Annotated in this window: 12 protein-coding genes; 5 read left to right on the forward strand and 7 right to left on the reverse strand. The window is 73.7% G+C overall.

The genetic code is table 11. The features are described from left to right. Positions 1–17: 17 nt before the first annotated feature. The 4 genes from C8E97_RS07485 to C8E97_RS07500 all read left to right on the forward strand — a co-directional run bounded on the left by C8E97_RS07485 (position 18) and on the right by C8E97_RS07500 (position 4962). Positions 18–338: a hypothetical protein gene (locus C8E97_RS07485; protein WP_121002894.1), complete on the forward strand. Its 321-nt coding sequence runs from the start codon at positions 18–20 to the stop codon at positions 336–338. A 37-nt stretch (positions 339–375) separates the two neighbouring features. Next, a complete protein-coding gene (gene secD, locus C8E97_RS07490) occupies positions 376–2538 on the forward strand; it encodes a protein translocase subunit SecD (RefSeq protein ID WP_121002896.1) in 2163 nt (720 codons plus the stop codon). Further along, positions 2535–3704, forward strand: a complete 1170-nt coding sequence (locus C8E97_RS07495) for a cation:proton antiporter (RefSeq protein WP_121002898.1) — start codon at positions 2535–2537, stop codon at positions 3702–3704. The genes secD and C8E97_RS07495 overlap by 4 nt, the downstream gene beginning before the upstream one ends. A 97-nt stretch (positions 3705–3801) precedes the next feature. After that, a complete protein-coding gene (locus C8E97_RS07500) occupies positions 3802–4962 on the forward strand; it encodes a lactate 2-monooxygenase (protein WP_121002900.1) in 1161 nt (386 codons plus the stop codon). Here the strand turns inward: C8E97_RS07500 and C8E97_RS07505 are convergent. Genes C8E97_RS07505 through C8E97_RS07520 form a run of 4 tightly spaced genes read right to left on the reverse strand, consistent with a single transcriptional unit; the run spans position 4934 to position 8166 of the window. Continuing rightward, positions 4934–5755 (reverse strand): ESX secretion-associated protein EspG, encoded by an 822-nt coding sequence (locus tag C8E97_RS07505; protein ID WP_121002902.1) that lies wholly within the window; start codon positions 5753–5755, stop codon positions 4934–4936. The two genes, C8E97_RS07500 and C8E97_RS07505, sit on opposite strands and share 29 nt — an antisense overlap. A gap of 9 nt (positions 5756–5764) precedes the next feature. After that, a complete protein-coding gene (locus tag C8E97_RS07510; RefSeq protein ID WP_147455022.1) occupies positions 5765–7144 on the reverse strand; it encodes a hypothetical protein in 1380 nt (459 codons plus the stop codon). A 3-nt stretch (positions 7145–7147) separates the two neighbouring features. Continuing rightward, positions 7148–7747, reverse strand: coding sequence for a DUF3558 domain-containing protein (locus C8E97_RS07515; protein WP_170211683.1), 600 nt, complete (start codon positions 7745–7747; stop codon positions 7148–7150). A gap of 5 nt (positions 7748–7752) precedes the next feature. Beyond that, a complete protein-coding gene (locus C8E97_RS07520; RefSeq protein ID WP_147455023.1) occupies positions 7753–8166 on the reverse strand; it encodes a hypothetical protein in 414 nt (137 codons plus the stop codon). A 141-nt stretch (positions 8167–8307) separates the two neighbouring features. Between C8E97_RS07520 and C8E97_RS07525 the strand changes: the two genes are divergently transcribed. Continuing rightward, positions 8308–9171: a prenyltransferase/squalene oxidase repeat-containing protein gene (locus C8E97_RS07525; RefSeq protein WP_121011014.1), complete on the forward strand. Its 864-nt coding sequence runs from the start codon at positions 8308–8310 to the stop codon at positions 9169–9171. On the opposite strand, the gene C8E97_RS07530 is transcribed toward C8E97_RS07525, so the two are convergent. The 3 genes from C8E97_RS07530 to C8E97_RS07540 all read right to left on the reverse strand — a co-directional run bounded on the left by C8E97_RS07530 (position 9153) and on the right by C8E97_RS07540 (position 12062). Beyond that, entirely contained in the window at positions 9153–9830 is a 678-nt protein-coding gene (locus C8E97_RS07530; RefSeq protein ID WP_121002911.1) for a helix-turn-helix domain-containing protein, read from the reverse strand. The genes C8E97_RS07525 and C8E97_RS07530 overlap by 19 nt on opposite strands. Further along, positions 9827–10543: a carbon-nitrogen hydrolase family protein gene (locus C8E97_RS07535; RefSeq protein ID WP_121002913.1), complete on the reverse strand. Its 717-nt coding sequence runs from the start codon at positions 10541–10543 to the stop codon at positions 9827–9829. Before C8E97_RS07535 ends, C8E97_RS07530 begins: the two co-directional genes overlap by 4 nt. A gap of 124 nt (positions 10544–10667) precedes the next feature. Next, positions 10668–12062: a glycoside hydrolase family 16 protein gene (locus C8E97_RS07540; RefSeq protein WP_121002915.1), complete on the reverse strand. Its 1395-nt coding sequence runs from the start codon at positions 12060–12062 to the stop codon at positions 10668–10670. Between the last annotated feature and the right edge of the window lie 87 nt (positions 12063–12149).

Consider the following 12149-nt stretch of genomic DNA (forward strand, 5'->3'; position numbering starts at 1 on the left):
CGTGGAGGGGAGGCCACGTGACGCGACTGCTGATGGTCCTGGCGTTGATCGCCGGGTTCGTCGTCGTCGGTCCCGCCTCACCGCAGCACGTCGACCTCGCGGCGGTCAGCGCCACGGTCGACGCCGCCCATTTGCCGGGTGCGGCCACCCGGGTGATGGTCCACCCCGTGCAGCAGCAGGGGCACCTCGGCAAACCACTGGACGGCGTGCAGCCGCCCGTCCACGTCGCCCCCGTGCCCGAGCCGCACGCCGACGTCGTCGACCCGACTCACCGCACCCCCGAGCGCACCGGCCAGGCGCCGCTCGGCGAACGCGCGCCACCCGCGGACCTCCGGTAGCCGTACCCCTTCACCCCGACCCCGGAGGTCATTCGCCATGCCGCGCCCACCCGCGCGGCGAGAGCTCCTCGTCCGAGGGCTGCTGTCCCTCGGCGTGCTCGCCGCGTCCGCGTTCGTCCTGCTCACCAGCCAACCGCGCCTCGGTCTCGACCTGCGCGGCGGCACCCAGATCGTGCTGGAAACCCCGTCCGAGGCCACGTCCGACAACACCGACCGCGCGATGGAGGTGCTGCGCCGCCGGGTGGACGAACTCGGCGTCGCCGAACCCGTCCTGGCCCGCTCCGGCGACCACCGCATCGTGGTGGAGCTGCCGGGCGTGCAGGACCCCGCCGAAGCCATCGAGGTGCTCGGCCGCACCGCCCAGCTCGCCGTGCAACCCGTCACCGGACCGGGTGACAAACCCACCACGGACGGGGATTCCGTCGGACTGGGCCCGGTCGTGCTCACCGGTGAGGGCGTCAAGGGCGCGCAGGCCGCGCCCAACCAGGCCGGCGTCGGCTGGCAGGTCACCGTCGAGTTCCAGGGCGACGCGCCGGCCACCTGGCAGCGGGTGACCGGCGAGGCCGCGTGCGCCGCGCCCGGCGACCCGCGGCGGCGGGTGGCGTTCGTGCTGGACGGCAGGATCGTGTCCGCGCCGCAGGTCGACCCGTCCGTGCCGTGCCGGACCGGGATGATCGGCACCAGCACGCAGATCACCGGCAAGTTCGCCAAGGAGGAGGCCGAGGAGCTGGCCCTGGTGATCCGGTCCGGCGCGCTGCCGGTGCCGGTGGAGGTCGTCGAGCAGCGGACCGTCGGGCCGACGCTCGGCGCGGAGGCCATCGAGGCGAGCAGCCGGGCCGCGATCATCGGCATCGCGCTGACCGGCCTGTTCCTGATCTTCGTCTACCGGGTCGCCGGCTTGATCGCGGTGCTCGCGCTGGCCGGGTACGCGGCCCTCGCGTACGCGGCGCTGCTGGCGATCGGGGCGACGCTGACCCTGCCCGGCCTCGCCGGGTTCGTGCTGGCGATCGGCATGGCCGTGGACGCGAACGTGCTCGTCTTCGAGCGCGCCCGTGAGGAGTACGCGCGGCGCAAACGTTTGTCCCGCTCGGTCGAGCAGGGTTTCCGGGGCGCGCTCAGCGCGGTCGCGGACTCGAACGTGACCACGCTCCTCGCGGCCGGGCTGCTGTTCTGGCTCGCCACCGGCCCGGTCAAGGGCTTCGGCGTCACGCTGTCGATCGGTGTGCTGGCGTCGCTGTTCAGCGCCTTGGTGCTCAGCCGCGTCCTGTTGCAGCTGGCCGTGCCGCTGCTGGACCGCCGTCCGAAGTGGAGCGGCCTGCACGACCTCGGCCGGGTGCGGACGTGGCTCACCGGCCGCGGGTTCCGGCTGTTCCAGCGGCCGCGCAGGTGGCTCCTCACCGCCGCGGTCGTGCTGCTGGTCGCGCTCTCCGGGCTGTTCGTGCGCGGCCTGGAGCTCGGCGTCGAGTTCACCGGCGGCCGGATGATCGACTACACGGCGTCCTCGGTGGACGCGGGCAAGGTGCGCGCCGAGCTGGCCGCGGAGGGGTTCGCCGACGCCGTCGTGGCGACCTCGGGCGACACCGGGGTGTCCGTGCGCACCGGCCCGATCGACGAGGCCGCGTCGGCCAGGCTCGGCGCGGCCGTCGACCGGGCGACCGGCGGCGCGGAGCAGGTCAGCAACGAGCTGATCGGACCCAGCCTCGGGTCCGAGCTGCGGCGCAACGCGCTGATCGCGCTGGCCATCGCCGTCGCCGCGCAGCTCGCGTACCTGGCGATCCGCTTCGACTGGCGGCTGGGCCTCGCGACCGTGGCGGCGCTGGTGTCCGACGTCGTGGTGCTCGTCGGCGTGTTCGCGTGGCTGGGCAAGACCGCCGACGGCGTGTTCCTGGCGGCGCTGCTCACCGTCATCGGCTACTCGGTCAACGACTCGGTGGTGGTGTTCGACCGGGTGCGGGAGCTGCGGCGGGCGCGGCGCGGCGAACCGTTCGGCGGCGTCGTCAGCACGGCGGTTCTGCAGACCGTGCCGAGGACCGTCAACACGGGTATCGGCGTCCTGTTCGTGCTGGCCGCGCTGCTGGTGCTGGGTGACGGGTCGCTCGCCGACTTCGCCACCGCGCTGCTGATCGGTGTCGTCGCAGGTACCGTCTCGACCGTCCTGACCGCGGCACCGGTGGCGATCACCTTGGAGGGTCGACGATGAACACGGGGCACACGCTGCTGGCGGTCGGCGGGGCTTTCCTCGCGGCCGGGATCGTCGGTCGGGCCGGTGTCCGGATAGGACTGCCGACCATCCCGCTGTTCATGCTGGCGGGCATCCTCCTCGGGCCGCACACGCCGGGGCTGTCCCTCGTGGACGATCCCGCCGAGCTGGGCGTGCTGGCCGAGCTGGGCCTGGTGTTCCTGCTGTTCTACCTGGGGCTGGAGTTCTCGATCGAGGACCTGGTGGCCGGCGGGCGCAAGCTCGCGCTCGCCGGCACCGGGTACCTGGTGCTCAACATCGGCGGCGGGCTCGCGTTCGGGTTCCTGCTCGACTGGGGCACCCGCGAGGCGCTGGTGATCGCGGGCGCGATCGGCATCTCGTCGTCCGCGATCGTCACGAAGCTGCTGGTCGAGGCGAAGCGGATGCGCAACCCGGAGTCACGGCTGGTGATGGGCATCATCGTCATCGAGGACGTGTTCCTCGCCCTGTACCTGGCGATCCTCCAACCGGTGCTCGGCGGCACGTCCGGGGTCCAGGCGCTGCTGGACTTCGGGAAGGCGTTCCTGTTCCTGGTGGTGCTGGCGGCCGTCGCCCGCTGGGGCGGCCGGGTGGTGACCCGGATGTTCACCTCGGCCGACGACGAGCTGCTGGTGGTGTGCTTCGTGGGCGCGGCGGTCACCGGCGCGGCCGTCGCGCACGAGCTGGGCGTGTCCGACGCGATCGGGGCGTTCATGGTCGGCGCGGTGATCGGCGGCTCCGGCGTCGCGCCGCGGGTGCACAAGCTCGTGCTGCCGCTGCGGGACGCGTTCGGGGCGCTGTTCTTCTTCATCTTCGGGCTGAGCATCGACCCGAACGCGGTCGGCGGTGTCGTCGTGCCCGTGCTGGTGGCCGCGGTGGTGACGATCGGGCTCAACCTGGGCGCCGGGCTGTACGCGGCGAAGCTGCACTCGTTCGACCGGCAGCAGGCCGTGGACATCGGGCTGACCGTGCTCACGCGGGGCGAGTTCTCGCTGGTGCTGGCGTCGATGGCGGTGGCGGCGGGACTGGACTCGCGGGTCGCGCCGTTCGTCGCGGGGTACGTGCTGCTGCTGGCGGTGATCGGGCCGTTGGCCGTGCTGCGGTCGGACAAGCTGACGTGGCTGCTGCCGAATCGGCTGTTCAAGTAGGGGAGGAGCAGCCACCGCCCGGCCGCGTGCTTGCGGCGGCGGCCGGGCGGGGTCGAGCATGGCCCGGACGTGACGGGCGCAGCGGACGGTGGGACGGATGACGGGATTCGCCGGGTACCAGAACGAGCTCTACCTGCAGGGCCTGGCGGGCACCGTGCCGCCGTTCACCACCGATCCCGAGCGCCTGGAGGAGTCCGCCCGTGAACGGCTCGGGCCGGGGCCGTTCTGGTACGTCGCGGGCGCCGCCGGGACGGGTGCGACGGCGCGGGCCAACCGGGAGGCGTTCGACGCCTGGCGGATCGTGCCGCGGATGCTCACCGACGCCACCGAGCGCCACCTCGGGGTGTCCGTGCTGGGTACGGAGCTGCCCGCGCCCGTCCTGCTCGCACCGGTCGGGGTGCAGGCGATCCTGCACCCCGACGGTGAGCTGGCGACGGCGCGGGCCGCCGCCGACCTCGGGGTGCCGTTCGTGCTGTCGACCGCCGCGTCGCACACGATCGAGGACGTCGCCGCGGCGGCCGGCGACGCGGCCCGGTGGTTCCAGCTGTACTGGCCGAACGACCCGGACGTGTGCGCGAGCATCCTCGGCCGCGCGCGGGCGGCCGGGTACCGGGTGCTCGTCGTCACGCTCGACACGTGGACGCTCGCGTGGCGGCCCCGCGACCTGGACCAGGGCTACCTGCCGTTCCTGCGCGGCGTCGGCACCGCGATCCCGTTCTCCGACCCGGCGTTCCGCGCGGGCCTCGCGGTCGCGCCCGAGGACGACCTGCCGATGGCGATCCTGCGGTGGGTGCACATGTTCACCGGCACCGACAAGTCGTGGGACCGGCTCGGGTTCCTGCGCGAGCACTGGGACGGTCCGATCGTGCTCAAGGGCATCCAGCACGTCGACGACGCGCGCAAGGCCGTCGACGCCGGGGTGCAGGGCATCGTCGTGTCCAACCACGGCGGGCGGCAGGTGGACGGCGCGGTGGGGTCGCTCGACGTGCTGCCCGGCATCGCCGACGCGGTGGGCGAGCGGGTGGAGGTGCTGTTCGACTCCGGCGTCCGCAGCGGCGCGGACGTCGTGAAGGCCCTGGCCCTGGGCGCGCGGGCGGTGCTGGTCGGCCGGCCGTTCGCCTACGGGCTCGCCCACGGCGGCGAGGTCGGCGTCCGCCACGTGCTGCGCTGCCTGCTCGCCGACTTCGACCTGACCCTCGGCCTGTCCGGGCACCGGAGCCCGGCCGAGCTCAGCCGCGAGGTGCTGCGTCCGCGGTGAGCTGCCGCAGCCGGTGCTGGAGCGTGCTGAAGTCGGCGGGCTGCACGGTGATCCACGGCGTGCCGTCGCCGCCCTTCGACTTCGCCGACAGGTAGCGGCCGGTGATCGTGTCGAAGTACGTCAGCGGCGCGGCGCAGCGCTGCTTGCGGCCGGACCGGTCGCGGCGGGCGGTGAACAGCTGCCCGCCGCCCGTGCGCTGCTCGGCCAGCAGCTTCCGGACGAGCTGCGCCTCGGTGGTGTGCCCGCCGGTCGGCCTGCTGGTCTGGAGGAACGACCCGCCGCCCTCGTCGTCGTAGCGGGGGCGCTGCGGCTGGTCGGCCAGCGCGTCGGCGGGCAGCGAGAGCACGCCGCCCCGCCCCGGCCTCTCCTCCGGCAGCGCCGACACCAGCGCCTGCACCGCGTCCTCCGGCCGCACCGGCTCCAGCACGAAGTGCTTGTCCGGGTGCAGGACGACCCGCAGCGCGTCGTCACCGGACACCGCCACCAGTGCGGTGCGCGTGTCGCCGTCGCCCTGGTTGAAGAAGGCGTAGTACTCCGTGCCCGCGCCGGCCACCAGCCGCAGCGACCGGCCGAGGTCGGCGTGCACCTGCCGGCCGCGGGCCAGGCCGAGCCGCTCCAGCGCCGCCCAGCCGCCCCGCGCGAGGTCCGCCAACCCGCTCACGTCGCCCTCGGCGAGGCGGTCCTCGTCGAAGTCGACCTCGGTCAGCAGCGCGTTGTGCAGCGTGGCGAGGCCCTCGGCCTGCCAGGCGGTGTAGAGCGCGACGACCGGGATCGCCACCTTGGTGCGCAGCACTGTCCCCCCTTACTCCCCGATGACCGGCGGGGCCACCATCGTGCCGTCGCCGAAGATGTCCTCGGTCTCCTGGAGGTACGACGCGGACTTGTGCTCCTTGTCCTCGTCACCCTGCCCGCGACCGGCGCCCGCGCCCATCCCGCCGGCGGCCATGCCACCGGCCGGGCCGCCGCGCCCGGCCGCGCCCGCGCCGCCGGGGCCGAACCCGCCGCCACCGGGGCCGAAGCCGCGTTCGCCGGGGCCCATCGTGCCCGAGGTGCCGCCGGGTCCGAACGCGCCGGGGCCGGGCACGCCGCCGCCCAGGCCGCCCATGCCGGGCATCCGGCCGCCGCCCGCGCCGCCCATGCCGGGCACGCCGCCCGGACCGCGTCCACCGCCGGAGCCGCCCTGTCCGCCGCCACCACCGCCGCCGGGCAGCCGCACGGGCGGCCGGTTCGGGTTGTTGGGGTTGTTGCGCGGGTTGTTGCGGGGATCGTTGCGGGGGTTGCGCGGGTCGTTCGGGTTGCGCGGGTCGTAGGGCAGGCGCGGGTCGAACGGGGGGAACCTCGGGTCGTTCGGGGGGATCCGCGGGTCGTTGGTGCGTGGCAGGTCGATGTTCGGTGGCGGCGTGGGCCGGTCCGGGACGTCCGCCCACGACTTCCTGGTGTTGCCGCCGCTGTCGTCACCGGGCGGGGCAGGCGGGGGCACGTTGATGTCGCCCGACGGCCTGCTGTTGCCGGACTTGTCGCCACCCGACCGGTCCGAACCGGACTTGTCGGTGCCGTTCTCGTCGACGCCGCCCCACTCCTTGGGGCGTTCGATCGGCGGCTGGCCACCACCATCGTCGATGCCCGCGCCCACCTCGTCGGGTGACTGGAAGGTCGGCATCGAGGCGCCCGCGGCGTTCGCGGCGTTGCCGTAGGTGCTGAGCACCTGCATGTTCTTGGAGTTGACCTCCTGGCTCTTCTCGACCGCGTCGTCGTAGTCGGTGTCCCACGGCAGCGCGTCGTTGTACCAGGGCTTGTCCGGGACGTCGACGGGCTTCTCGACGGAGTCGCGGGCCAGCCGGAACGACTCGCTGATCTGCGCGGTGCCCTGGCCTGCGGTGCTGGCGCTGTCGCCCGCCGCCTGCGACCAGCTCGCGAGCGGGGACGTGGACGCGCGGGCCTGGTCGCCCGCCGCGCCTTCCCAGGACGCGCCGGAGTCGCGCACCGCCTTCTCGATCAGGTAGGCGATGTCGATGTGGTCGCGGTTGACCTTCTCCCAGTCCTGCTGGGTGGTGTCGGTGGTCCGTTCCGGCCCCTTGCCGTCCTTGAACCAGCCGTAGATCTTGTCCGCGCCGATACCCATCTGGAGCAGCGCGAAGCCGCCGAGGTCCATGTCGACGTCGGGCGGTACGGGAGAAGTCATGGCCTAACCCCTCAAGTTCCCGATGACCGTCTTGGCGACCCGCTCCGACTTCTCGCACGCCTTGTCGTCGTTGAGCTTGTCGTTCTTCCCGATGTTGGCCTGGACGAGGACGGCTTCCTTGTCCGAGGTGCCGACCGCGGTGCTGCAGTTCCGCTTGCCGTCGGCGCTGTCGAAGTTGATCGCGGGCCGACCGTCGACCTTGGTCTCCTCGGCGACCGACATCCCGGCCTTGGCTTCCTCGATGAAGTCGTCGATCGTGTTGCCCTTGACCACGAGCGAGATCTCGAAGGTCGAGTTCTCCAGCACGTCCTTCCCCTGGTAGGTGCAGGCGGGTCCGAAGGTGCCCTCCGTCGCCTTCGCCTCGCGGAACGTCGTCAGCTCGGCCTGCTGCGCCTTCGTGAGGATGGCGCACGGGTTGCTGAGGTACTTGGCGAGGCTCAGGCCGGAAGCTCCGCCGGTCGCGGAGCCGGACGTGGTCGGCGTGCGCTCCGACGTCCCGGTGGTGGGGCCCGCGGTCGGGTCGCCCGGATCGGTTGTCGTGCACGCGGCGAGCACGGCCACGGCGGAGCTGACGACGAGAGCGGCCCGAATAGTGCGGTTCAAAGAACTCATTCCTTCGGCTTCAATGCGTCGGCAGCCGCCGAGTCGGTGTTCTTGTACTCGTCGAGCGCCTTCTGGATGTTCGCGATCGTGTTCTCCAGCGCCTTCTGCGCTTCGAGGTTCGCCCAGCCGTAACCGCCGGGCTCGTCACCCGCGGACTTGCGGATCGTCAGCGTGGCGGCACCGCTGTAGACGTCTTTTCCGGGGGAACCGCTGACCGCGATCCGATCGGAGACGCGCTTGGTCTCCAGCAGCTTCTCCAGTGCCTGCTTCAGGCCGTCGATCAGCCGCTGCGCCTCTTGCGGGTCGACGAAGAACTTCGTCTGCGTCGACACGTAGCCCGCGCCTGGTCCGCGTGCCACCGTGTCGGCGACAAAGCCCAGCTTCGCGCCCCCACCACCACCACCACCAGCGTCCAGCATGCTCGCGCTCCCCTCACGCCAACTGCGGGCTCAATGATGGCATAGCGACCCCGTCGAGTTAGGGCGTTCGGCGGGGTTGGCGCGGTGGTGGGGTCCGATTCGTTCAAGACCACCCGCACGCCGCGGACCTACCGTGGGCGCATGATCGAAGAAGCCAGGTCTTTCCTGTGGCTCAACGCGCGGGCGCTGGAGCAGCGGCGGTTCGCCGCGATGTTCGACGGCGGGCCGGTGGAGCCGGTCGTGGCGGCGGTCGCCGCCTATCGCAACGAGGACGGCGGGTTCGGGCACGCGTTGGAGCCCGACGGGCGCGGGCCGACCAGCCAGCCGTTGCACACCTACACGGCGTTGCGCGTGTGCCGCGACGTGGGCGACGACCGGTTCGTGGCCGGTGCCGCCGATTTCATCGCCTCCGTGGCCAACGCGGACGGCGGGGTGCCCAACTGCCTCGCCACGGCCGCCGACCACCCCCGCGCGCCGTGGTGGCAGGTGTCGGCGGACAGCGACCTGCTGATGACCGCGCTGGTCGTGAGCGCGTTCCACGAGTTCGGGTTCGACCACCCGTGGTTGGCGCGGGCCACGGGGTTCTGCTGGGCCCGGATCACATCGTTGACCGCGTCGCACCCCTACGAGGCCAATGCCTGCGCCACGTTCCTCGACCACGTGCCCGACCGGGCGCGGGCCGAGCGCGAGGCGGAGCGGCTCGGCGCGCTCGTGCGGGAGACCGGGCTGGTGGACCTCGGCGACGGGCAGGCGCCGGCCGGCTACGCCGCCGGCGAGACGCACAAGCCGCTCCACTACGCGTCCTCACCGGACAGCCTGGCCCGGCGGTGGTTCACCGACGAGGAGGTCGAGCGGGACCTCGACCGGCTGGCGGGCGAGCAGCAGGACGACGGCGGCTGGACGTTCCCGTGGCCGGCGTGGACCCCGGTGACGACCTACGAGTGGCGACCGGTCGTCACCATCGAGGCGTTGCGGACGCTGCGCGCCTACGGCCGCACCAGCTGACCCAGCGGCACACCGGCCAGGTCCTTCACCTCGCGCGACAGGTGGGCCTGGTCGGCGTAGCCCGCGCGCTGCGCTACGTCGGCGAACGGCACGCCCGTCCACGCCAGCTTCACCGCGCGGTCGAACCGCAGCACGCGGTGCAGCACCTTCGGGCCGTAGCCGAACGCGTCCAGGCTCCGGCGGTGCACCTGGCGGACGCTCAGCCCCAGGTCGTCGGCCAGCGCGGCGACGGTGGACCTGCGCACGGACCGCGTGATCGCCGCCGCGACCGGGTCGGGCGGGGTGGCGCGCAGCCGCGCGCGGGCCGCGGCCGCGAGCACCGCGGTCGGGTCGTCCGCCGCGGCCAGGGCGTCCTCCAGCGCGGGCGTGGGGCCCCACAGCTCGGCCAGCGGCACCCGCAGGTCGCGCAGCGCGTGCGCCGGCACGCCGAACGCGGCCGGACCGACGCCGGGACCGAACCGCACGCCGTGCAGGACGCCCGGACCCGTGGTCGTGGGGTGGCCGACGGTGTCCGGACCGGCGACCACGAGCGTCCCCGCGGACGACCAGATGATGTCCGTGCAGCCGTCGGGCACGACGCGGCTGGCGGTCCGCCTCGCCGCCGTGCGCCGCCAGACGCACGCCAGCCCGGCGGCGGGGCGTTCGACGTAGCCGCTCACGGCCGGGTCAGGGTGGCCACGGCCACGCCGGGCTCGTCGCCGAGGCGCACGTCGACCGCGCCGCCCGGCCGCCACACGCCGCTGCCGCCGGCCGTGTCGTAGTCGCCCGCGCGCCCGGTGTACTGGGCCAGCACCGCCCACATGCCCAGGCCGGCGGCGTGGCCGAGCTGCTCGGCGATCCGGGCTTCCGGCCCTCGGGGGTACCGGGCGCTCACCTTCGGGTACAGGGCGCTCACCACGTACACGTCCGCTCCGCCCGCCCGCACCTCGACCGCGTGCGACGGCACGGCGGCGTCGGAGCAGACCGCCAGGCCGAGGGTCCAGTCGTCGACTTCGAGCAGCAGGTGGTGGTCGCCGGGCACGAAGAGCCGCGCCTCGACGTCGTCCAGGTGCCGTTTCGCGTAGTGGCCCAGGGTCTCCCCGGTCGGTCCGATCACGACGGTCGCGATCACCACTCCGTCCGGGGTGGACAGTGGCGCGCCGACGAGGGCGTACGCGTCGTGGGCGGCGCAGGCCGAGCGGATCGGGGCCCAGTGCTCGTCGTCCTCGGTGAGCGGCCGGACGGGGTGCAGTTCGTAGCCGGTCAGCGAGAGCTCGGGGAACGCGCACACGCGCGCGCCCTTCGCGGCGGCCTCGCCGATCAGCCGCGCGTGCTCGGCGGCGTTGCCCGCCGGGTCGGCGACCGGCGTGGTCTGGATCGCGGCTACCTGCACGGAACCACCCTAACCGGCGCGCGGGGGTCCGGCTCGGGTCGCGGCGGTGGCCGAGGGGGTGGTGGCTGGGGGGTGGTGGCGGGGCGGGCGGGCGCGTCGGCGGTGCGCGGCCCGCCCGCCGGTGTCACGCGCCGAACCTGATCCAGTTCACGCTCACGTACGCGGCGGGCTGGCCGCTGGTGAACGTGATGTGCACGTCGTGCGTCCCGGTGACGCCCGAGATGTTCGCCGGCACCGTCCGCCAGCTCTGCCAGCCGCCGGTCGAGGCGATGGCGAAGCTGCCCACCGGGGTGGCGCGCGGGTCGTCCAGGCGGACCTCGACCAGGCCGCTGACCCCGTTCGCCGCCCCGGACGCCACCCGGCCGAGGAACTGCCGCGCGCCGCCGGAGCCGAACCGCACGCCGGAGAAGCGCAGCGAGTCGCCGTTCTTCAGCTGCCCGATGTCCTGACCGCCCTCCGACGCCGCCTCCAGCACGCCGCCGGACCGCGCGGACGCGTGCTCGGCCTGGATCTCGCGGTAGGCGTCCCAGCCCTGACCGGGCGGGGTGGTCGTGGTGGTGGTCGGCGGGGTGGTCGTGCCGCCGCCCGCGGTCCACACGGCGACGTAGTCGATCGACATGGAGTGGCCCGGCGCGGTGGCGGGGGTCGGGGTGGCGCGGCCGGCCACGCCGTCCGGGAACGCGCCGCCCATCGCCAGGTTCAGCAGCACGAAGTAGCCCGCGTGCGACGTCATGTTCCGCCACGTGGTCGCGTCGAACTGGTCGCGCCCGACGGTGTGGAACTGCTGACCGTCGACGTACCAGCGGAACCGCGCGGGGTTGGCGCTCTCGTCCCACTCGAACCGGTAGGTGTGGAACGCCGCCTGGCACGGCGAGCCGGGGCAGGCGCGGCTGTTGCCGAGGCCGGACGTCTCGTTGCACGGCCCGCCGGGTGACACGCCGCAGTGCAGCACGCCCCACACGGAGTCGAGGCCGTTGACGTTCTCCATCACGTCGAACTCGCCGATGCCCGGCCAGTTCCAGTAGTTGCCGCGGTAGGGCGAGCCGAGCGCCCAGAACGCCGGCCAGTAGCCCAGCGCGGCCTGGCCGGTGACGTCCGGCAGCCGGATCCGGCCCTCGATGGCCAGCCGCCCGCCCGGCGGGGGCCGGAAGTCGCCGCGCCGCGTCTCGATGCGCGACGACGTCCAGTTGCCCGCGTTGTCGCGCAGCGCCGTGATGCGGAGGTTGCCCGCGCCGTCGAGCGCGATGTTGGCCGGGGAGTTCGTGTAGCTCTGCACCTCGCCGGTGCCCCAGTTGGCCGGACCGCCGGGGTAGGAGCGGCCGAGGTCGAAGATCCAGTCGGAGCCGGACGGCAGGGCGCCCGCGGGGCCGGTGAAGTCGTCGGCCCACTGGAGCGTCCAGCCCGGCGGGGTCGGTGGCGCCGTGGCGTCGGCCGGGATCGTGGCGAAGGCCGCGGCGGGAACGGCGGCGAGCAGGACGGCGGCGGTGGCGAGCGCGCGCCGTCGACGGCTGGGTTCCATGCGCGGGTGACCTCCTTGTCACTGGTGCTGCGCGGCGTCACTTCGGACTGCCATCATGAGAGCGCTCTCACTCCGGGCGCTCAATCG

The organism is Saccharothrix australiensis (assembly GCF_003634935.1).
Lineage (GTDB): Bacteria > Actinomycetota > Actinomycetes > Mycobacteriales > Pseudonocardiaceae > Actinosynnema > Actinosynnema australiense.